The organism is Sporomusa sphaeroides DSM 2875 (assembly GCF_001941975.2).
Classification (GTDB): domain Bacteria; phylum Bacillota; class Negativicutes; order Sporomusales; family Sporomusaceae; genus Sporomusa; species Sporomusa sphaeroides.
Genome location: NZ_CP146991.1, coordinates 3,407,203 through 3,429,690, shown reverse-complemented (window position 1 = coordinate 3,429,690; position 22,488 = coordinate 3,407,203). Strand labels below are relative to the sequence as shown.

Below are 22,488 nucleotides of genomic sequence, written 5' to 3'. Positions count from 1 at the left end.
CGACGCTCTCCGTGCCTGCATACGCTCTGTTTAACCTTGCGTAATCCTGTGAAAACGGGAGTATTGGAAAGAAAACTCAAGATTATTTAGGGAGGGGAAACCCTGTGAAATTTATTGTGCCCCCTTCGATGTTCGTCTGCCTTTGGGTGCGGAGGATGATAGCAGTATAATTAATGTAGTACAGCCTGATATTGTCGTGGTATGTAATAAGTCAAAGCTGGATGAGCATGGTTGCAACGGCGCACCGGACTTAGTTATTGAGATACTGTCACCAGGCACAGCGAAAATGGATTTGGTCTATAAACTTAATTTATATGAAAAAGCCGGTGTCATGGAATATTGGGTGGTGCACCCAACAGATCACACCATCATGGTTTTTAAATTAGCTGAGGACGGCAGGTATGGCAGGTATGAGCTGTATGAACAGTCAGAACGGCTGACGGTGGGGATATTACCTGAACTAATACTGGATTTAAATGAAATTTTTGCTGAATCGTAAGAAGTAAAGAGCCGCCATCCTTGTTTGTGCGCCAAGAAAGGGCGTGTTGTACAGCGGGTGTGATGAAACCCGCTGAGTAAAGATGCACCAAGCTTGATATCCCAAACAGCTCCTGGAAGGGTGCGCGGTTGAATGTGCTGGTTGAGGTGGGAATGCCGGACGATTCGGTGCTGTATCGAAATATTAGAAATAATTAATATATGCAATATGGAGTACAAATATAGTGCTAAAGTCCTAATTTTCAAGGAAAATATTGAAAATGGGAGATAATTCAGCAAAATCATAATTAATTGCTGTCATGTGAGAAAACGATATATAATAAATAAGGTTGGTATCGTTTTTCCACGGAGGTTTTATCTATGATCATTCATACGAATATATCAGGCCTCAACGCTTTTAGGGAATTATATAAGAATGAACGGAAAAGCAGTAAGTCATTGGAAAAATTGTCTTCAGGTTTAAGAATCAATAAGGCGGCTGACGATGCGGCCGGACTTAGTATCAGCGAAAAGATGCGGGCGCAAATTCGAGGGCTTTCGCAGGCGGCCAGAAATATTCAGGATGCCATTAACTATATGGATACGGTCGATGGTTCTCTTGGCAATATTCATACTCCGCCGCTTGAACGGTTGCGGGAGCTTGCGGTGCAGGCAGCTAATGATACATTGACTAAGAGCGATCGTGAGGCTATCCAGGCTGAAGTTGTGCAGATACAAGAGCATTTGCGCAAGTTGTTTCGTTCTGCTGAGTTTAATACCAGCAAGATTTTCGCGCAGAATATCAGGGAGATAAAAACGGCAATCCCCGGCATTTTGCCGGGGGATACGGTAATACGTGAATATGGTTTAAGAGTAGCAGCCGGTCAAAATGACACCTTGACGTTCCGGCTGGATGGTGTTGAACATTCCATTTCTCTGCCGCCAAAGGCAACTGCTTATACGGCGGACGAATTGGTGGAAACGTTAAATATGCTGTTTGCCGGTGCCGGCACAGATATAACGGTTGATTTTGAGGGCGACAGCCTGGTCTATTATTCGCCAACCAAAGTATTGGACAGTCTGGGCGGCAACATGATTGAAATTAATGCGCCGGACGCCTGGACGTCCATTATTTATGACAATAGTAAGCCAGGCTCTATTTTTGGCGCGGATATTCAGGGGTATGAAGTGTTGACTGACGGGGCTGTTATTGACAGCTTGCATACCAAACTTACGTTCCGCGTGGGTGGTGACGCGGGTTATCAGGATGTTTTGGTTAACTTTGCCGAGGGTAGTTATACGGCACAGGAAATTGTAGATACATTGAATGCCGCTTTTGCGGCAGACTATGCTGATGTTACCGCGAAACTTGATTCTGGCGGTCGCCTGCTGATTTCGCATAATAAGCGTGGTGCGAAATACACGCTTACCAATTTAGGCGGAACGGCGCGGACGGTTATATTGGATCAATTAAGCTCCACTACTCATTCGGAATCAAGGTATGCCGGTTCGAACGGCTATGCTGCCGCCTTCAAGGGCAATAAGTCACTGGCAGGGGGAGTCACCATTGAGGCCGGTCGCAATGATGTTTTGCGCTTTAATGTAGGCGGCACTGGTTATGAGGTAACCTTGGCTGCCGGTACATATACACAAGATGGAATTATCGACCAATTAAATGAAGTGTTTACGGCTAAGGGTATTACCGCCCAGGCTAACCTTTCCGGCAGTGTTTTGCAATTGGCGTATACTGGTGCCGGGTCAGGTTCGATCGGCACTGTGTCAGGCGGCGCGGCCTATGCTCTCATGGGCGGGGCAGGGTCGGTAAGTGTTTCGCAGGGTTCCTACAAGCTGGAGGAAGGAAATTCCACGCCGATAGCTACCGGGCGGGCAACGGCAAGCGGAACGACCCGGCTGACCAATGGCGCACAGATTGTTACCGGCTATAATGATACCCTGACCTTCAGGCTGGATGGCGAGGATAAAGTCATTACGTTAGGTGGCGGCTGGTATACCGGTGCCGGTTTGTTAGCGGCCATTAAAAGCGGGTTAAGCGGTATGGACATAACGGCAAGATATGATTCATACGACCGGCTGATATTTGAACATAAAAATGCAGGCGGCGGTATTCCGCTGTTTCCTTATTCGCTGGATAATTTTGGCGGCAATGCTTTGTCTACGCTTATGAGTACCGACATGCCTATAGGCCAGGCTTACGGCGGCTCTCCCGCTGCCAGCCAGATAATTGGCGCCGCCAATGTCAGCAATGTTACTATTAGTACCGGTGTTAATGATTCGCTGACAGTACGGGTTAATGATGCAGATCATGTTATTACGCTGGCAGCCGGCACGTATAATCAAACTACCTTAGTGGCGGAACTGAATAATAAGTTTGCCAGCGAGGGCATCGGCAGTGCTATTGTTGTCAGCGCTTCTTCCTCAGCTTTGCGAATTAGCTCCAGGACGGCGGGCACTGCTACGCAGTTGAATGCTGTTGCGGGAAATTCGGTTAATACGCTATTTCGCCGGGAAGTTTCCCATTATAACTATGCCTATGTTCGTATGCCAAGTGCTTCAGATACCTATATCGACGGCCGCGTTGATTTGCAGCAGGGGATAGCCATTGCCACCGGGGTAAATGACAAGCTTAGCTTTGACATTCATAATGGCAGTGTAGTGGAACGTAAAACCGTAACCCTGGATGCGGGGGATTATACGGCAGATGGCCTGATTGCTATGGTCAATGCAAAACTGCAAGCGCAAAACCCGCAGGTTGCTGCTTCCGGTAAGAAGGTTGAAACACCTCAGAATACGAAAACCGTGTTGACGCTGACCTATTCTCCCGGTGTTGACGGAATTTTCGCGATTGATGGTGTCGGCGGCAGTGCTGCATATACTGTGTTTTATCCAGGTCCTTATGATCTCCGGTATGACGGCGGCGAGAATATTAGATTTCAAGTGGGGGCCAATTCAGGCAATATGTTAGCAGCAGGCACTCAGCTTGTGATGAATCTGAAAATTCTTGGCTTGGAGCAACTGGATATGACAAAAAGAGGTGGTGCAAGCCAGGCTATTGAAGCTGTTGATGAGGCGGTCGCTATGGTAAGTGCTGCCCGTGGACTGATTGGTGCCAAACGCAACGCGCTGGATTCGCTCTACCGTAATGTAACCCAGTCGGGGGAGAACTTACAGGCGGCGGAGTCGAAAATTCGTGATGTCAATATGGCTAAAGAATTGGCGGAGTATGCAAAACTGGCTGTATTGGCTCAAGCTTCTACCGCCATGCTATCCCAGGCGAACAAGCAGCCGCAGATGATCTTGGAGCTCCTAAAATAAGATGCTACTGCAGAAACTACTAAAGATTTTATAAATATTTCCGATATAATAGGTAAGAGTATGCAGCTTTAAAACCTTGAGCAAGCAGCAGCATGAATATAATGAGGAGGAAAATAAATGGCAATTCGTACCTATGGTTTAAGCGGTTCCGGCATGGATGTTGACCAAATGGTCAAGGATTTGATGAAAGCGCGCCGGACGTCCTATGATAAAGTATGGCAGCAGAAGACCCAGGTTGAATGGAAAAAGAAGGATTTTAACACCTTATATACACTGACACAGGATTTCCGCAATAAGGTTGTTTTTGATTTCCGCAAGCAGAGCAGTCTCCAGCCTAAGGCGGTTAGCTCTACGAATGATCTGGTGGTTTCGGCCACGGCTAACGGTGATGCTGCCAATGTGACTCATTCGCTGGTAGTAAAGCGATTGGCGGAAGGGGTCACCTGGACAAGCTCCGGGAGTATTACAGACACCGGCAACGGTAAGTCGAAAGAGTCGTTGGTGAAACAGTTTGACGGCATTACTGCCGGAAGTACGCTGGACTTTAAAATTAATGGCAAGCAGATTGAAGTGAAGGTAACGGAGGAAACTTCGTTAAATGATGTTGTCAGCCAGATTAATAATGCCGGTGCCGGTGTTAAAGCCAATTATGATGCTACGCTGGACAGGTTCTTTTTATACTCCGATACGACGGGTGCTGCTGCCGGCATTGATTTCACTGGCAGCAGTGCGGCCGGACTGAATTTCTTAGGCGAGAATCTGAAATTGGGTTCGGAGATAGTAACTGATCCGGATAAACAGAGCAGAAGCGGTAAAGACGCTCTAATAGTTCTGGATGGTGTGGAGCTTACACAGAGCGCTAATGAATTTCAAATCTCAGGTGTTTCCTATAATTTGAAGAGCGTTAGTGCCACGTCAGGCACAGATGCCGACGGCAATCCTATTTATGTTTCCACTCAAATTAATGTTAAAGCAGATATTGAGAAAACAATTGCCAACGTGAAAGCGTTTATTGAGGATTATAATACGTTCCTTTCGGTATATAACGGCGAACTGAAGGAAGATAAATACCGCGATTTTATGCCACTAACCGACGCGCAACGGGCGGATCTGAAGGATAGCGAGATTGCGGCCTGGGAAGCCAAAGCCAAAAGCGGCATGCTGCGGCAGGACCCTATTTTGAACCAGACGGTCAACTCACTTCGATTGAGTTTCGTTGAGCCGGTGAAAGGCTTGACCGGCGCATATCGGAGCGCGGTGGATATTGGGATTGGCACCGGTGCATATATTGATAGTGATGGTAAGTTTAACGCTGCTGATTCTAAAAATCCCGGCAAGTTATATGTTAATGAGAAGACATTAAGAGAAGCTCTGGAAGAGGATCCTGACGCGGTATTTAAAATTTTTGGCACCAGCGCCGATACGGCTGAGGATAGCGGTGTGGCCAACCGGTTATACAGCCAACTGAATACCGCCATGAGCCAGCTAAAAGATGAAGCCGGTTTGCCTGATGCTGTTGATGTTCAAAGCAATCTTGCCAAACGTCTGACATCGTATAATGACCGCCTGACAAGCATGATGAATAGCCTGGCTGCTACTGAGGAACGGTATTATAATCAATTCAATGCTATGGAGGCTGCCTTGTCACGCCTAAGCTCGCAGAGCTCCTGGCTAATGCAGCAGTTTAGTCAGTAATGAGTGAAGGGCGTATTGTGAACAGCTTACAGCGGACAGCAGCCGAGTTATGGCAGGATTATTTGTTTTTGTCGCGCGAGATGCTGAAGTTTCTTGAGCGGAAGGAACATGAGCTTTTCTTTGAACTGATGAGCCAGCGGGAAGCTGTGCAGCAGATGCTGGATGAGCTGGCGAAGGACAACTTTAAGCATACGGAGCAGGGCCAGGCTTTGTTCTTAGAGCTTCGTGGCCTGAATCTTAGTATTACGCAGAAGGTTCAGCTGTTTCTTAACCATGCCAAACAGAAGCATAGTGCTTCAAAAGCTTATGACGGTTACGGGGAGGCCGGGGGTGACGCCGGCAGCCGGCTTGACCGGCTTATAAAATAGCGGAGGGTAAGTATGATGGGAATGCGGACAATCACTGGGATTGCAGCGGAGGGCTTAGCCAGTACTTATGGCGCCAATTCCACAGCCGCTAAGGCGGCAGGAAAACAGGCTGCCGCCGCACAGACCGGAGATGCCTTTTTTCAGATACAGCAAGCTGCGGTCGGGAAGCAGAAGCTTGAGTTTGGCGAGGCTGTGCAGGTTTTAAACCGCAGGCTGCGGGTATTTTCGCCCAAGGGAATGTTTGAGAATTATTACAGCAAGTCGGGAAGCGGTGACGGCTTTAGCAATTTGGCACGCAATTCTCTGCTCAGCCTTGTTGATGCGTATAATAATGTAAACGGCATGATTAAATCTTCCGGCTATGTAACGGAGGAAGGCAAGCGGCTGCTGAACGGTGTGCAAGCGTTGTTGCAAGGCAAAGATGGTCAGGATTATCTGAACATGGGGCTTACGCTGGACAAAAACACCGGCATGATTAAACTGGATGAGCAAAAGCTGGTTAGCTTTTTAGGCGAGAATGCTGAACAGGCCAAGAAGTTATTGGTGGATAAAGGATTCCTGGCACCTATGCTGCAAAATATTGTTGAGGATGTTTTGGGGAAGAAGGAAGATTATTATTTTTGCCGACCATTTTCCGTCTCTGTATGAATAAAAACGAGCACCCGAAATCTTGCTTTGCAAGATTTTTGGGTGCTTATTTTTATTGTGTTTGAAAGCATTTGCTTTTTTCTATAATGCCCGGCGTATCTGGTGAATGTCGTCCCCATGCTCAGCAGTTTTACGGAGCAGGAAATTGATATTGTCCGATGTACGGTCTATATGTTCGGCCAGACAGTTGGCAAGTTTGTCCACTTTACTGTCTAACTGATTAACAGTGCCTGTCAGTTCAGCTAAGCTATGGCCCAGGGAATGCAACTGGGCGTTAATCTCCTCGTTATTGTGCCGCAGCGCCTTGGTAACAGCAATGTTTTCATCAAGCTTACCCTCTACGATATCCATCCTGGTCTCAAGACTATTCACCTTGGCCTCCAGACTATTCACCTTGGTCTCTAGACGGTCCATCCTGGTCTCCAGACGATCTAGCCTGGAAATAATCTGTTCCTGTCCCTGGAATAACTGTTTCTGTCCCTCAAATAGCTGTTTTTGTCCGTCAAGAATCTGTTGAAGGATTTTTTCCATTAGAACACACCCCTTTCGCTGTATTCCCTTAAGTCTCTTTATTATATCATAAAAACAAAAAAAAACGGTTCCTTGGCAATAAACTATACTATTATAAAAGCATATCCTGAATCAGTGTGGTTACAAGTGCTTCCTGATAACCTGCCTGTTTGGCGGAGCGCAGTACCTGAACCATGTCTGCCAGCACCGGACTGGTAATGGCGGCAAGCTTTTTGCATCTGCTTTCGCTAATTGCGGTGATTTCCCCGGTGTTTTTCAGACAGTTGGCATAGTCAGCGGCGGAATAGCGCCAAAGCTTTACTTGCCTGGGGTGGCGCGATAGCAGCCGGTCAGCCATTAAAAGTCCCTCAGGGTCAAAATCTCCGGAGTAGTGGAGGAGGCAATCACCTGCTATCAGTCTGTCGATCGCGGCCCAGGAGGCCAGTTTGAAATTGCCGTGGGTGCAGAGCAGCGGCGGCAACGGCAGAGACTTTCCGGTAAAATAATCGATGATGGTTGAGCAGACACCGGAGTTTTCAACAATATACACGTTCTTCCGGCCGGGCGGGAGCCGGGCAGGGAGCAGCTGCGAGAGGGTAACCAGTTCACGCAGGGGCACGTTAAGGATTGCGCCGGTATGCCAGGCTTCCCGCCAGTAAGGCAGCTCCCGGTTATTTCCGGCAGTTTCTTTAAAGGCGGTAAGACCGGAGCAGGTAACAAAGTTCAGTAAATCGTCGCGCAGCAGGTGAAAGGAATATAACAGCTCCGCTTCTTCTTCGGCAGGGGAAGGTAAGGATACTTGCTTGGTTTCCGGCCGGCAGGACTGTTGGCTGAGCAGTTTGAGCGCTTCGAGAAAAAGGCGTCCGGCAGGAGCCGTTGTATCTAAAGCATGCGGATTACCGGCAATACGCCCGGCAAAAAGCGGCAGCCGCTCATAGCTCTCAGGCAGGCTGCTGAGTGCCTGCAGTGTTATGGTAAAGAGGTTTTGGTTCTCAGGCGCTCCCCGCTCGTACGCGGCCTGAGCGCGGCGTGTGCCAGACGCTTTGTGGTAAACTGCATTTAGCCAGGTATGGCAGTGCCGGTTATTATACTGGGATATAAATGTATTGATAAAATGGCATCTGGCCGTCTCCGCCTGGGTGCTCATTTCCTGGTTGGTCATGAGCTGTGCCCGGGAGTAGTATTTGAATATGTCCAATATATCGGCACCGGCAAAACGGGTTTGTTCCAGTGCCGCTGCAAATTGGGCAAAGGAAATGGTAATCGATGATTTGTTATCACAGTTAAGCCGGAAAAAGGCCGCCAGTGCCTGTACTTCTTCCGGGGAAGGCTTGGTCAGGGTTATTCTTCCCGCCAGCCGGCCTAAGGACTGATATTTTTTTATAAACAGCGTAAGCAGGCGGTCAAAGCCGCGCCGGCTGCGAAAATAAGCGGCCGCGGCGGCAGCCGCAGTGCCGGGTGTGTTCATTACATCACCTCATCATGGAGCAGATGGCGGGTATGTCCGTCCCAATGATAGCGGACAAGGGTGACATAGGGTGCATTTTTCGGTCTGACCAGCTCATAGATGGCGAGTTTTTTTACTGTATCGTAGTCACCCCAAAGTGCCTGTGAGTTCATGATGTAGTTAAACCCCAGCTGTTCGACTAAAGCAAACATTTCTCTGATGTTATTTTCATCAACCCCGGCAAAGGCTTCATCCAGCGAGATTACACGCGGAGCATCGGCTCTGGCTTCACGGTAGCGTGAGCAGGCGGCCGAAAATAGCGGAGTATACATCGCCATGGCTTTTTCACCGCCGCTGAACTTGCCAAATACATTATTTGTCAGTTCCTTCTTGGGCATACCCTCCCGGCGGTAGAACAGGGTAAAGGTAAACCATTTGCGAAAATCCAGGAGTTCTCTGACAATATGCTGGAAGGAATCGGCGCGGGAAGCGGATTGGATTTTGGCTTGCTCGATGCGTGACTGGAAATGGCGGACAACGCGTTTCATGTCCTCTTCTTTTAACAGGCGGTGGTCAGCCCGGAGCAGGTTTACCAGGTCTTCGGTATCCAGCTGACTGTCGTCATCGGCTGTGAGCGGTTTCCAGCGCAGCGAAAATGCCAGGCCGCTTGAGGTATCAAGACTCTCCATTAAATTGTTCATTTGGGCTACCCAGTTTTCAGCACTGTTTATTCGTTTGCTGATAATCCGGCCAATGCTGTTCATGATAACTTCTTCATATAGCTCTCTATCCTGCTGCGATAACAGCACCTTTTGGTCGGAGATTTGCTTATCAATCAGCTGGAATGCAGACTGGGGCGTCATTCTCCGCCCGTCATACTCCAGTGTAACCCGTTTGCGCCGGGTTATTTGTTTGAGTTCATTGTTATGACGGACAAAAAAGTCCTGGTCTTCTACCGGCGGAATATCAGGTAGGTCAAGGGTGTCGGTCAGTATTTCATCAAGCTGCAGGCGGTATTCGGTCAGTAAGGCGTTTTCTTTGTAGTAGCTTTCTGTCAGCCTTGTGCCTACTTTGTCGCGGTCCAGCTCGGCGGTTTCCAGCAGGGCAGCATAGGTGTCGGCGATTGTCCCGGCATCAGGCAGTTCCTGGCTTGCTTCCTCTTGTTGCCCCACCAGGCGCAGGGCGGCTTCTTCGGCAAACACCTGCTGCCAGCAGCTGCACAGGCGGCGAATAAAGGTCCGTTCGTGTTCGAGCAGGGTAATCTGGTTTTCCAGGCTGTCGATTTCCGCTTTGAGGCGGGCAATGGCAGTTACCGCTGCTTCAATGAGTTCAGGTAATTCAGCCAGGCGGGCAACCACTTCCTGGCTGCGCCGGCGGATATCTTCGGCGCCAAGCGCTGCCAGGCGGGCCGTGACAGCCTTTAATTCCAGCTCCAGTCTGGCCAGTTCTTCGGACAGCACCAGGCATTCGCCTTTTAGTTCGTCAACATCGGTTTGCAGTTCGGTCAGACGCTTTTGTGTCAGTTCGACATTGCTTTGGCTATTGAGAAAGTTGCAGCAGGCCAGCTCAAGGGTGTTCAATTGGGTGCGGTATTTTTCGGCCTGTTCCCTGGCGGCGGCGTAAGCCGTTTCGGTGAGCGGCAGCTTGAGGCCGGCAGATACATCTCTTAGCTGATTGGTCAGGGCTTGGACTTTGTTTAGGTTCTCACGCAGTGCCGCATTTTTCCGTGCGGCATCGGCCTCCAGAATGGCGGCTTCCCGCCGGGAATTTTGCCATTCCTGATAGGCTGCGTCCAGGCTTTGCCCGGACGGGAAGAGGGCAAGGCAGGTTTCCAGTTCAGTGATTTTGCTCATAACCGTATTGTATTCGGCAGTTAATGCCGCCAATGCCTGTGAGCATTCTGTAATCGCGGCTTCCAGTCTGGCCATTTCCTGCAGACGGTATTGCCGTCGCGCTTCCTGTCCGATGTATAAAGCGGTATCGCGGCCGGGCGCTTGTCCGGCAATAAGTCCGCTCCGGTACGCGCCATAGCTGACCGATACGACAGGGGCGGCACCGTCGGCCGGCAACGGGGCCGGGCCGGCTTCGTTGACAATAATGCTGCGCAGCACTTCATCAATGTCGGTGGCCGATACTTCCTGCCCGGCAGAGGGTGTCGGATGCAGATAATCGGCAAGGGTAGCGCACATAATGGCCGGTTCGGGATGAATGACCCGGTCAAACAGTTCGGACGGTAGCAGGCTGATGGCTTGGCGCGGAACAATCAAGGCGTCAAGCAGCCCGATCTCGGCCAGGATTGATTCAATCCGTTCACGCTCCCGGGCTGAGACATTAGGATTAAATTCAACGGCGGCATAAAAGGGCAGATGGGGAATTGCCGCAGCAGTCAGAGCCGCACGGGCCTTGAGGGTATCAGGATGACGCACCGGTTCAGGGTCTTTTTTTGTTTTCCAGGACTGAAGCTCGGTTTCCAGATTGCGGCATTCGCTCTTTTTTTGCTCACTTTGAAGTGTAAGTTCCAGTGCCTGTCTGCGCCACATGTTCTCCCGGCGTTTAAAGGCTCCTTCTGCCGGTCTTAGTACATCCTGCCAGGCGGTATCTTCATAAAGACGCTGTATGGCTTGCGCCAGCAGGCTGATTTCTTCCGGCTCAACAGGCAGAATGTCCCGGCTGCGGGTAATCCATTCATAGGCCTGGGCCAATAGTTCTTCCCGGCGGTTGAAAAAGGCTTGTTCGGTATTGCGGGCTTTTTCCCGGGTGGTATCAAAGGCTTGCTGGGCCTGTTCGGCCGCTGCAGCGGCTGCCTGCTGTTCACGTTTGGCGGCTGCCTGTAAGCGGAGCTGGTCGATAATGGTGCTTAGCCGCCGCTGATGGGCGGCAGTTTCACTTTTCCAGATGTCGAAAGAATAATTGTTATTATAGTTTTTTTCAAAGTTGGCAGCCGCTGCCGTATGGGGAGTGAACTCGGCTGCTTCCGCCAAGGCTGTTAATTCTTCCAGCACCTCCAGCATTTCAGTTTCGGCTTGATCCAGTGTGTGCTGCTGTTGCCTGAGGGTGAGGTTTTCCCGCTGCTCGGTCTGTTTTTTTCTGGTCAGTGCCTCTGTTTTATCACGGTATTTTTGTTTTTGCCGGTTTATTGTTGTTTCGGTTTCGTATTTTTGCTTTTCGGCCTTAAATACGTCATGGGTATCTAACGCTTCTTTTTCTTTTTGGCAGGCGGCAAGCTCCCGGTCATATTCGAGTTTGCTTTCCTGCTCTTGTGCCAGTTGCTGGGTTTTTGCTGCTTTGTCTTTATTGCGCTCCAGATAAATGCGCTCCAGCTTGGCCAGGGCCTTATCCGCCCTGAGTTTTTTCTGGGCCTTTTCGGCAAGGACGAAGGTGTTATATTGATCATATTGGCGAATCAGGCGTCCCAGGGCTGCCTGGTCGCGTTCCAGCAGGGCAATCTGCTCCTTTGTCTGCTCCATATTCTCAATGGTATCAGAGAGCGGACGCAGTTCCTCGTCAGACAGGGCAGGCAGCGAGTTTGTCAGAATTTCGTGAATGACGCTGGGACGAAAATCCTTGGACAGCTTGGGACTGCGTAGTTGGATTAAAAGTTCCATGAGGTCTTTGTAGTTTTCTATGGAGGCAAAGCCGAAAACGTATTTATTGACCAGAGCGGCATATTCGTTTTGGCTGCGGGCAACAAAGCCGCCTTGCGGGCCGATCGCCCGCTCCAGTTCGCCGCGGGTGAGCGGGATGTGCTCCGGTTTGCCGTCGGCATTGTATTCTGTTTTGGCCAGGGCTAAATCATGGTGGATGCGGCGGTTATCGGTAATGACAAAGCCCCAGAAATCAAGACTGCTGCCGCGCCTGGCTTTCAGTCCGATACCGGTGGTCAGGTATTGCTCGCTATGCTCGCGCTTATACTCCAGGTATAGGTAGCCGGTGCGTTCGTCGCGTTCGACAACATCCTTTTCGCCTAACAGATAGTCTTCCATGCGCCGGTCTTTGGAACCGAAAGGGTCTAACCGGTTGGCGGCGATTTTACCGTCTAAGAGTACGGTAATCAGACTTTGCATGGTAACCGATTTACCGGAGCCATTGAGTCCCCGAAGCAGCAGTTTTCCGTCAGAGAAGAAGTAGTCTTCCTGGTCATAGTACCAAAAATTGAGAAATCCGGCGCGATGCATTTGCCATTTATTTGTGTTGTTCATCACTATTCTCCGTAGTTTCTCCTGATTTTCTTTCAGGATTATAGTCGCCGGGGTAAACGCCGATTGTGCGGCCAAGCAGCGGACTTAGGACTATCAGGCCAAGTTCAGGATTCAATCTGGCCATCTTCCAGTCGACAAGTGCTGCCAGCAGTTCTTTGGTCAGGCGAGGCAAGGTCATGTCCCGGTATTCTTTAGTCCAGCCCGAACCGGTGGATTTGCGGCATTTTGCCACTAAACGGTCAAATTCTACCGGAGTAAAGGTGAGTTCCTGCCCGGTAACTGCCATATCGGCTGGCCGGTAATTACGGACAACGGCGGCAAAGTGCAGCATAACTCCGGATATGCCGCTCCTGTCCGGGAAGGCGGTGAGTTGAAAGCGTCTGTCGCCCGGAACGGTGAGCATAGCAACATCTTTATATAATTCGAACTTAAACAGGCTATGATCTTCCAGGTCTTCCCGCAGGCGGTTACGCATGTTTCTAAGGTACAAAAAGTCATCCTCTTTGGCTTCACAGCGTTCATAGCCCGGTGTCAGGTAAAGTTCCCGGTAGACGCGGTGTTTGCGCACCCGTCCTGTAAGTTCGTTGTCGTCAGCGTATTCTGAGGCCAGCAATTCTTCAAGGGTGCTGTATTGGCATAAATCCTTGGGATAGGAGCGCAAAAGATAGCGGGACATTAACGGTACCTCAAATAAGGTCTCACTGTCGGCGTTATTCATAAAGCCAGCGATATCTCCGTCCACCCTGGTTACGAACCGGTATTCGCATGCCATGGTAAGCACACGTACCAGGGATTTGCGGCATTCGTAGCTTTCCCAGCTGATTTTGGGTTCGCCGGTTTGCTCATCCTGGGGATAGATGGCCAGCAAGCTTTCACACAGGTCGCTTAGCAGAAATTGTTCGTCAATGTTCTTTTCCTCAAGAAAAGCCAGCAGACAGCAGAGCAGTGCATAATCACGCGGCTGCTGCAAAGCGGTGAATCCCATCCAGCCGGCCGGTTTTGCGGGGATTTTTTCCAGCTTGATAAATTGCCTGTTTACAATTAACTGAAACCCGCATTTGTCGGCAAAATAGCTGCGGAGCGCTTGTTCCCGCCGGCGGATAAGCTGGTATACTTCAGGGGTCTTATCGCGGATTATCCAATAATTTTCCAGTAGCTGCAGTGCGGCTTCCCGGTCTTCATCATCAAATTTTTCAATTACGCTGGCCATAAGGATACTCCTTTGTCTTAATCAAACTTAGGCCAAGAATTCAATGGCCAGGTCGGGCAAGGTTAATTTGCCGTCAGGACAGGTGAGGGTGATTTGGCGGTCGCTCAGCCGGATAAGCCGTATCTGCCGGCCTGTTTCGGTTTTGGTGGTACGGGTGGAACTGGCCATGCATTTGCCAATCCAGTTTAACAGTGTTTTGCGAATAAACGGCGCTTGTTCACCCAAGGCGGCAATGACAATGCGGTTGCCGTCAATGAGCCGGTCAATTAAGGCCTGTTCCTGTGCTTTTTCTTTAATATATTCGGCCCGGGCGGCGGCTTTTTCCGCTGTACGGCTGACGACAGCACCCGGTTTGAGCTTCTCACGGTAGGTACTGACGCTCGGTTTTACGGTTACGGTTGTCGGCGGATTATCCCAAATGAGGCTGTACATATCTTCGCTTTCGGCAGGTTCGGCATAGATGTGGCGGATGCCGGCCGTGCCGAATAATACGGCTGACAGCTCATGGGCAGTGCGGATATCCTCTAAACGGTCAAACCAGGCAGCCAGATAAAGGTAATCCCGGTAGCGGCTGCGAACAGCGTGCTGCCGTTCACCCAGACGCTGGGCGAAACGGGTGATCCGGCGGATAGTTTCGGTGGTCTCCCGTTCGAGGGAGAGCAGCTCGCTGTCATGACCTGAAGTTCCGAAAAACCATTCGTTAAGGCTTGTCCATTGGTCCTGGCAGCGTTCAATAAGCTGCGGGCGGTCGGCTTTTTCCTCCAGACGGGGAATACTAAGCTGGTAGTCGGCAATTTTTTCGGCTGCCAGGGTGAATTGCCCGGGCGTAATTTGTTTTAACAGGGTTTCAATATTATAGGAAGCATGCTGCAATCCCAGGATAAAGCGCCTGATGTATTCGGCGAACGCATCTTTATAGGCAAGAAAGGCTTCATTCATCATGCGTTCTTCCACTTTTTCACTTTTCAGGTAGGCGATATAATCGGAGGCGTTTTCGACAATCCTGCGGAAATAGCTGTAGACGTCTTCCCAGGCTTGGTTGATTTGAGCGCCATCCGGATTGCCGGCCTCTTCGGCAAAGCGCCGTAAAGCCGCCAGCAGTCTGTCAAACAACGTAGCTTCCAGCGAGCCGCCAAAGGATTGTCCCAGTTCAAGCAGTCTTTCTACCATCCGTTCCATTTCAATGGTATAAGGGGTGCATTGATAACGGAACTTTTTCTTTTTAAAGTCTTCAATTGTTGCCACCCGTCCGGTTTCCTGGCGGGGAATGATGTTTTTCCAGTCGCTGAGCTGCTTTAAATCAGACTGTAACTGGTCTTCGGTATATTCGCTGAAATACGGATCCTGCTTTAAGTAAGCATAGATATCTTCCGGATACAGGTAATGCTTTAGTTTTTCGTGCTGGACATAAAAAAAGCGTAATATACTCCGGTAACGCCAGGCATTTTCTGCGGTTAGATAGGCCGCTTCCGTGATAGGCTTGAGCCGTTGTTCGTACATAGTAAAACCTGCTCCTATTTGCTAATATTGCTCTATTTTTAGGTTAATTTCTGCGTATTGTGGCATAAATCCTTTTATTCATTATTGCCAGGAACAGGACAAAATTAGCATGGGCATGCCGGTCAGAAAGCCTATAAAAAGAACAAGGCTCTTTTGTCATTTATCCGTAATACTTACGAATCAACAACGAAAGAGCTTTGTAGGCTTTTTACTCTAATGCAATTGTAGCTTCAGGCTGGGTGCGTCGGCTGATGTGATAGGGCAATGTAATGAAAAACCAAATCGGCGAGGTAAAAATCAGCAAAAGCAAGAACGCAAAAAACAGCGGGCTGACAATTGCCAATGTCAGGTAAAACACCAGATTCTTGAACACAAGCTCACCCCCTCCCTTCGAATAATAAGTCAAACGCAGAAAGGTAACTGGACCTGATAGCCTTATTATACACTAACATTTTTGTGAAAGAAAGTACAAATTTTGCAATAAACTAAAACTATTTCAATTTTATTGGCTATTTTGCACGGATTTGTCTTAAAATAGAATAATTTGCATGATAAAATCTATGCTTAAACAAATTATATAAGGTAGAATAGGTATAGAGCTAAAATAATGCAAGGAGGAAGCTATGCATGGAGTTATGGTTTACAGAATATCAAACTGAAAACCTGGGACTTACCGTCAGGATAAAAGAGACTCTTTATACAGGCCGGTCGCAGTTTCAGGAGATTGCGGTAATCGATTCATACGAATTCGGCCGGATGCTGGTATTAGACGGTGTTTTCCAAACATCCATTGTGGATGAGTATATCTACCATGAAATGATTGCCCATGTGCCGCTATGTGTACATCCTAACCCTAAGACTGTCCTGGTTATCGGTGGTGGTGACGGCGGTACGATTCGTGAAGTGGTTAAGCATCAGTCGGTCGAAGTGGCGGAGATGGTAGAGATTGATGGTACGGTAGTTGAGGTTTGTAAAAAGTATTTACCGGAAATCAGTGTGGCGCTCAATGTAAACCATCCGAAGCTGCGTCTTACAATTGGTGACGGCATTAAGCACATGCAGGAAGTGGAAAACAAATACGATGTCATCATTGTTGATTGTTCTGATCCTATTGGTCCCGGTGAAGGCCTGTTCACCCATGCCTTCTACGAGAATGTACATAAGGCCTTGAAAGCCGATGGCCTGTTTGTACAGCAGACCGAGTCGCCGTTTTATCATCAGGAATTGATAAAACGGCTGCAAACAGATATCTCCTCACTGTTCCCGATCACGCGCCTGTACCTGGCCAATATTCCGATCTACCCGAGCGGCCTGCACTGCTTTACCATCGGTTCCAAGCAGTATGACCCGGCGACAGTCGACATCTCCCGGATACCGGAGATTGCCGATACACGCTACTATAACCGGGATATTCAAAAAAGCTGTTTTTCCCTGCCGAACTTTGTGCGGGAATTATTGAAGTAGCTTACGTGTACGGAAAAAGCGAGATTGCCACACCATTGCTGCTAATGACGGCGGGAAAGGAAGGCTGCCGGTCATGCAGGCTTTTGTGAGGCAATCTCGCTTTTAGTAATTTACGGACACAATAAACTACATCAGGTTTTCTGGATTTAGCCCCTCCAGTGCAGACAATACGAACCGCCCGTCTTTGCGGATGAGCTTGTCGTCAAAGTAGATTTCACCGCCGCCGTATTCGGGATTTTGAATGCAGACAAGATCCCAGTGAATGGCTGATTTGTTGCCGTTAAAGGCGACGTCATAGGCATTACCAGGAGTAAAGTGGAAGCTGCCTTTGATTTTTTCATCAAAGAGGGTATCTTTCATCGGGGTTTCAATATAGGGATTAACGCCCAGGGCAAATTCGCCAATATAGCGGGAGCCTTCATCGGTGTCAAAAATTTTATTGATTTTTTCGCTGTTATTGGCAGTAGCCTTGACGATTTTGCCGTTTTGGAATTCCAGGCTGATATTTTCGTAGGTGAAGCCTTGATATACTGCCGGCGTATTATAGGTCAGTACGCCGTTTACCGAATCTTTGACAGGCGCGGTATAGACTTCGCCGTCCGGTATATTTCTGAGTCCGGAGCATTTTACAGCCGGAATGCCTTTTATGGAAAAGGTGAGATCGGTGCCGGGGCCGGTAATTTTGACTTTATCGGTTTTTTCCATAAGCTCAATTAAGGGGTCCATAGCTTTGGCCATTTTGGCATAGTCAAGGTTGCAGACATTGAAATAGAACTCTTCAAAGGCTTCGGTGCTGCTGTTAGCCAGTTGTGCCATAGAGGCATTAGGCCAGCGTAAAATGCACCATTTGGTGTCGGGAACGCGGATGTCAAGGTGTACAGGCTTAACCCAGTTTTGCTGGTAGCTTTGCAGTTGAGCAGAGGGGACGTCAGCCATTTCGGTAATATTAAAACTGGCTCTGATGGCAATATAAGCATCCATCTCTTTCATCCGGGCCTGTTCCCAGGAGCCGGCTAATTTCAGTTGTTCCACAGAGGCGCTCATCAGCAGCGCGCGCTGTAACTGACTGTTTTTTATTTCGAGAAAAGGGATGCCGCCGGCGGCGTAAGCTTCATCAACAAGGGCTTTTGCCAGAGGGAGAGCATCGTCATACATTTCAATTAATATTTTTTCGCCTGGCTTGAGGCTGGTTGAATAGCCAATCAGGTTTTTGCCGAGAGTTTTGACTCTTGGATCCAAAATACGACCTCCTTACAGTTTGTTAACTATCTATATCAGTATTTGATGTTTTAGCAAAAATATCCTTTGCATTTATTGGCCTATTACATAAAAAAAATGCCGTAAGTGCTTGCAATTTTATTTTTCCTAGTATATAATTCATTATGTCATAATAATTCCTCGATAGCTCAGTCGGTAGAGCAATCGGCTGTTAACCGATTTGTCGTAGGTTCGAGTCCTACTCGAGGAGCCATATGGCCCGTTGGTCAAGCGGTTAAGACACCGCCCTTTCACGGCGGTATCAGGGGTTCGAATCCCCTACGGGTCACCATAATGGGCGATTAGCTCAGCCGGGAGAGCGCCTGCCTTACAAGCAGGATGTCGGCAGTTCGATCCTGTCATCGCCCACCATAGAAAAGCTTCAGATATCATAATATATCTGAAGCTTTTCTGTTTTTTGCTTGTGAAAAAGCACACCAACGCCGTAACTTGCAGGAAAAGTATGAATTTTGGCGAATCATGTCAAAAAGGTGGTGAAATTTGGTGCAGCTTTCCAAATCTAAACATACCGTAGCGATGCTGTTTGTTGGTATAGGACTTTTGGTAATAATGAGTGGACTTATTGTAAATTATTATAATTATCAATACCAAAATGTAGTGGCAACTGAACGGGAACAGCTGGCTACAGTTGCCGAGTATTTGAACTTGTATTTTGATACTAAATTAATAGGTCTGAAAGTGTTAGCCGGTTCTCCTAATGTACGCAGCCTTGAAGTGGAACGGGTTCGCAGTGATTTGCTGTCAGCCGCCGCAGTATTGGGAGTAGATAATGTTGCTGTATTTGATCCGAAGGGTAACTTAATTGCTGATTATTACTCCAACTCCGGTTCTGTACCGTCTGCGGCCGGCGATCCGAAGCTGGTGGAGACGTTTACCGCGCCACTGGCAGGGCGGACAGAGATATCTGGCAGGATCGTGCATCAGAGCCTGGAAAACGCTTATATAAACTTGCGGGTTCCTGTTATGAATGAGAATAAGGTTATTGCAATATTGGTAGCTTATGTGCCGATTAGTGATATGTCGATGGCGCTTTTCCAGGGAAATATAGCCGAGTGTCAGTATATCTTCATTCTGGATGCCAGCGGCCAGTTTATTTATCATTCGCGTCTGGCTGAATTGTATCCGGAAAACTCTTTATTAAAAGATCAGCTAAGTGGCTTGTTGTTTAACGGAGAAGGTGTAGTGCAATTTAATTCGATGGTGGATGGGGTAGACAAGCTGCTGATACATACTGCTTTGAATAATGCCACATGGCAGGTGGCAACGGCGGTGCCTCTGCATGTTGTATATGCCAGAGTGCTGCGAGAATCCATGGATGATGTAGAGAATCTCCTGCTGCTCTTGGTTTGCATTGGCCTCTTGTATGGTGTGTGGCGGCAGGCAAAACGCCATGAGCGGGAGCGTGAGCAGCTCAGACTGGAGCGCATGAAGTGTGTTAACCAGTTGGCGGCTGGAATTGCTCACGAAATCAGGAACCCGCTTACCTCCATAAAGGGCTTTATTCAGCTTATGACCCGCCGTACCGACAAACCGCCAACGCCGGAGCACCTGGAAATTGTGCTTGCCGAAATTGGACGGATTGATAATCTGATCAGCGAATTTCAAATGCTGGCGCGTCCGCTCAAGGAACCGGTGTTTGAAGAAGTAAATATCTGTAAACTATTAGAAAATGTAGTTTTACTTATGGAAAGCCAATTGCATACTAAAAATATTACCTTGCAATTGCAGCTGCCTCAGGAGCACTGTTTGACTTTTGGTGATATATCGCAATTGAAACAGGTATTTATTAATTTATTAAAAAATGCCATAGAAGCTGTGCCGTTTGCCGGCATTATCAGTCTTGCCGTCAGCAGACAGCAGGATATGCTGGCAGTGACGGTGGAGGATAATGGTGAAGGCATTGCGGCAGCAGTTGTCGAAAAACTGGGAACTCCCTTTTTTACTACTAAAGAAACTGGTTCTGGTCTAGGGCTTTCGGTATGTTATCGCATAATCCAAAATCATGGCGGGACTATCAAGGTTTTTAGTGAGCAGGGGAAAACGACATTTACCGTGTTTTTGCCGGCGGCTGTTGAAGATGAAGCTGTTGAGGCGATATGCTGTTAGTAGTCTGCCAAGTTTAGATTTTTGGTGTATAATATAGTTATATATGCTAGCGCAGCCGGAGGGGAGTTGCGGTTTTACCAGAGTTGGTTTGGAGCGGGGGTGTTGGTATGGAAGCAAAAGAACGGCGTGAAAAAATTGCCGGTTTGCTAAAAGCAAGCGGGCAGCCGATAACCGGTACGATACTGGCCAGACAGTTAGGAGTAAGCCGGCAGGTTATTGTGGGGGATATCGCCATTTTGCGGGCAGCAGGGCTTGATATCTACGCTACTCCTCAGGGTTATGTTATGTTACCGGCGACTGCCGCCCCGGCGGTTATTACCGCCAAATTTGCCTGCCGTCATGGCGTTGAGCAGATGGGGGAAGAACTGGCAATAATTATTGATAATGGCGGCAAGGTACTTGATGTCAGTGTGGAGCATCCGGTATATGGGGAGATTAAAGCCAACTTAATGCTGGCTTCCCGGCGTGACTTAGCCGAGTTTTTACACAAATCAGCAGAAGGCGGGGCTGCACCGCTTTCTCTTGTTACCGGTGGTGTGCATTTGCATACAGTGGAAGCCGCATCAACGGAAATTATGCAAAAAATTGCAGCAGAGCTTAAGAAAACCGGAATATTGCTGTACTAACTCTGGTTATAATGAAACGCTGTCAGTTTACGGAAGCTGACAGCGTTGTTTTTTTAGCCTTGCTGCTAACACTAAGTAGGCCGCAGATTATTTATTGGTTTTTTTAAAAAAGTAGTTGTCTTTCACGCAGAAGAGAGCTATAATAGCTGACAAGACAGTTGTAAAGACATTGGGGGTTCTGGTATGGATATAATACATCGGTTAGAGCGGATTCCGGTTAGTCGCTTTCATTATAAGCTGCTGGTTTTGACCGGATTAGGCTGGTTATTTGACGCTATGGATACAGGCATTATTGCTTTTGTGCTGCCTGTATTGGCAAAGGAGTGGGGATTATCTGCCACGCAAATGGGTTTTATCGGCAGCATGGGACTGCTGGGAATGGCAGTCGGTGCGGTACTTGCCGGTTCGGCGGCCGATCGGTTTGGGCGTAAAACGGTATTTTCGGTTACTTTGGTTATTTATAGTGTAGCTACCGGCTTGTGCGGACTGGCCTGGAATTATGAATCTTTACTTTTTTTTAGATTTCTGGTAGGTTTTGGTCTGGGGGGAGAACTGCCGGTAGCGGCAACACTCATGGCCGAATATTCGCCGCCTGCCAGCCGGGGGCGGTTCATTGTCTTATTGGAAAGCTTCTGGGCGGCCGGCTGGTTGGCAGCAGCACTCATCTCTTACTTTATTATTCCCCGGTACGGCTGGCAGATGGCCTTTTTCATTGGTGCGCTGCCGGCGCTGTATGTGTTTTTTATCAGATTGGCCATGCCTGAATCCATTCGCTTCCTCATGGATAAGGGACGCCAGCAGGAGGCTCTGGCGATTGTCGGCAAAATAGAACAGTCGGCAGGGGTTGAGTCAGTTGTACAGCCTGCGGCTATGTCTAACACCACTGTAGAACCTGCCGGCACTAAGGTGGTGTTTAAGGAACTATGGACTCCCCGGTTTGCCAAACGTACAATTATGCTCTGGATTATCTGGTTTGGCATTGTTTACTCCTATTATGGTATTTTTACCTGGCTGCCGTCGCTGATGGTTCAGCAGGGGCATACGGTAATTAAGACCTTTGAATATGTATTAATTATGACGGTGGCGCAATTGCCCGGTTATTTTAGTGCGGCTTACCTGGTTGACCGTATCGGCCGGAAAGCAACTCTGGCGATCTATTTGGCGATGAGTGCGGTCAGCGCTTATTTCTTCGGTCAAGGCGGCAGTGCCGAAGTCGTGCTTCTCTGGGGCAGCCTGATGTCGTTCTTCAATCTCGGCGCCTGGGGTGTCGTCTATACGTATACCCCGGAACTGTATCCCACCCGGATACGGGCCTTTGGCTCAGGCTGGGCGGCGGCAGTCGGCCGGTTCGGCGGGATATTGGCACCGACTATTGTCGGTTACATGATTGCCGGCCAGCAGGGAATGGAACAAGTATTTACCATGTTCACCGGCGTCATGCTGGCTGTGGCGATTGCCGTATGGCTGTTTGGTGAGGAGACCAAAGGCCGGACGCTGGATGAAATCAGCAGTTAAATCCTATAGAAGGACAAAACGACAGTAAAACCATGCTCCGCTTTATTGGCAAGAAATCAGAGGAAAGAACCGCGAACCATCCACCACCAAATAGCAGGAATACCCGGCCTTA

Annotated in this window: 15 protein-coding genes, 3 tRNA genes and 1 pseudogene; 12 read left to right on the top strand and 7 right to left on the bottom strand. The window is 48.7% G+C overall.

The window, feature by feature from the left end; all coding sequences use genetic code 11:
• Positions 1-97: 97 nt before the first annotated feature.
• From SPSPH_RS16075 to SPSPH_RS16055, 5 genes and pseudogenes are all read left to right on the top strand, one after another.
• Positions 98-499: pseudogene (locus SPSPH_RS16075) on the top strand (Uma2 family endonuclease); the annotation flags it as partial.
• A 359-nt stretch (positions 500-858) separates the two neighbouring features.
• A complete protein-coding gene (locus SPSPH_RS16070) occupies positions 859-3,810 on the top strand; it encodes a flagellin (protein WP_075758226.1) in 2,952 nt (983 codons plus the stop codon).
• A gap of 117 nt (positions 3,811-3,927) precedes the next feature.
• Positions 3,928-5,505 carry a flagellar filament capping protein FliD gene (gene fliD, locus SPSPH_RS16065; RefSeq protein WP_075758227.1) on the top strand — a complete coding sequence of 526 codons (1,578 nt, stop codon included), beginning with the start codon at positions 3,928-3,930 and terminating at the stop codon, positions 5,503-5,505.
• Positions 5,505-5,873, top strand: a complete 369-nt coding sequence (locus SPSPH_RS16060; protein WP_075758228.1) for a hypothetical protein — start codon at positions 5,505-5,507, stop codon at positions 5,871-5,873. The genes fliD and SPSPH_RS16060 overlap by 1 nt, the downstream gene beginning before the upstream one ends.
• Positions 5,874-5,885: 12 nt before the next feature.
• On the top strand, positions 5,886-6,521 hold the full coding sequence (locus SPSPH_RS16055; protein ID WP_075758229.1) for a hypothetical protein: 636 nt from the start codon (positions 5,886-5,888) through the stop codon (positions 6,519-6,521).
• An 81-nt stretch (positions 6,522-6,602) separates the two neighbouring features.
• Here SPSPH_RS16055 and SPSPH_RS16050 read toward each other — a convergent pair whose 3' ends face one another.
• The 6 genes from SPSPH_RS16050 to SPSPH_RS16025 form a co-directional block, all read right to left on the bottom strand.
• Positions 6,603-7,052, bottom strand: coding sequence for a hypothetical protein (locus SPSPH_RS16050; protein ID WP_075758230.1), 450 nt, complete (start codon positions 7,050-7,052; stop codon positions 6,603-6,605).
• 91 nt (positions 7,053-7,143) lie between these two features.
• Positions 7,144-8,499, bottom strand: coding sequence for a TIGR02679 family protein (locus SPSPH_RS16045; protein ID WP_075758231.1), 1,356 nt, complete (start codon positions 8,497-8,499; stop codon positions 7,144-7,146).
• Positions 8,499-12,677 carry a TIGR02680 family protein gene (locus tag SPSPH_RS16040; protein ID WP_075758232.1) on the bottom strand — a complete coding sequence of 1,393 codons (4,179 nt, stop codon included), beginning with the start codon at positions 12,675-12,677 and terminating at the stop codon, positions 8,499-8,501. The genes SPSPH_RS16045 and SPSPH_RS16040 overlap by 1 nt, the downstream gene beginning before the upstream one ends.
• Entirely contained in the window at positions 12,661-13,887 is a 1,227-nt protein-coding gene (locus tag SPSPH_RS16035; RefSeq protein ID WP_075758233.1) for a TIGR02678 family protein, read from the bottom strand. The genes SPSPH_RS16040 and SPSPH_RS16035 overlap by 17 nt, the downstream gene beginning before the upstream one ends.
• A 27-nt stretch (positions 13,888-13,914) precedes the next feature.
• Positions 13,915-15,387 carry a TIGR02677 family protein gene (locus SPSPH_RS16030; RefSeq protein ID WP_075758234.1) on the bottom strand — a complete coding sequence of 491 codons (1,473 nt, stop codon included), beginning with the start codon at positions 15,385-15,387 and terminating at the stop codon, positions 13,915-13,917.
• A 208-nt stretch (positions 15,388-15,595) separates the two neighbouring features.
• Positions 15,596-15,760 (bottom strand): hypothetical protein, encoded by a 165-nt coding sequence (locus SPSPH_RS16025; RefSeq protein ID WP_158027128.1) that lies wholly within the window; start codon positions 15,758-15,760, stop codon positions 15,596-15,598.
• 254 nt (positions 15,761-16,014) lie between these two features.
• Here SPSPH_RS16025 and speE point away from each other — a divergent pair, with 254 nt between their 5' ends.
• Positions 16,015-16,851 (top strand): polyamine aminopropyltransferase, encoded by an 837-nt coding sequence (gene speE / locus SPSPH_RS16020; RefSeq protein ID WP_075758235.1) that lies wholly within the window; start codon positions 16,015-16,017, stop codon positions 16,849-16,851.
• 126 nt (positions 16,852-16,977) lie between these two features.
• Here speE and SPSPH_RS16015 read toward each other — a convergent pair whose 3' ends face one another.
• The gene (locus SPSPH_RS16015) at positions 16,978-18,090 is read right to left on the bottom strand and encodes an aminopeptidase (RefSeq protein ID WP_083945770.1); all 1,113 of its coding nucleotides are present in this window, start codon (positions 18,088-18,090) and stop codon (positions 16,978-16,980) included.
• Between the two features lie 156 nt (positions 18,091-18,246).
• On the opposite strand from SPSPH_RS16015, the gene SPSPH_RS16010 reads away from it, so the two are divergent.
• The 6 genes from SPSPH_RS16010 to SPSPH_RS15985 all read left to right on the top strand — a co-directional run bounded on the left by SPSPH_RS16010 (position 18,247) and on the right by SPSPH_RS15985 (position 22,376).
• Positions 18,247-18,322: transfer RNA gene (locus SPSPH_RS16010), tRNA-Asn, on the top strand.
• Between the two features lie 3 nt (positions 18,323-18,325).
• Positions 18,326-18,400 (top strand) — tRNA-Glu (locus SPSPH_RS16005).
• A gap of 4 nt (positions 18,401-18,404) precedes the next feature.
• Positions 18,405-18,480: transfer RNA gene (locus tag SPSPH_RS16000), tRNA-Val, on the top strand.
• Between the two features lie 132 nt (positions 18,481-18,612).
• Entirely contained in the window at positions 18,613-20,235 is a 1,623-nt protein-coding gene (locus SPSPH_RS15995) for a sensor histidine kinase (protein WP_143559055.1), read from the top strand.
• Between the two features lie 107 nt (positions 20,236-20,342).
• Positions 20,343-20,861, top strand: coding sequence for a transcription repressor NadR (locus SPSPH_RS15990; protein ID WP_075758238.1), 519 nt, complete (start codon positions 20,343-20,345; stop codon positions 20,859-20,861).
• A 183-nt stretch (positions 20,862-21,044) separates the two neighbouring features.
• Entirely contained in the window at positions 21,045-22,376 is a 1,332-nt protein-coding gene (locus SPSPH_RS15985) for an MFS transporter (protein WP_075758239.1), read from the top strand.
• The last annotated feature ends 112 nt before the right edge of the window (positions 22,377-22,488 follow it).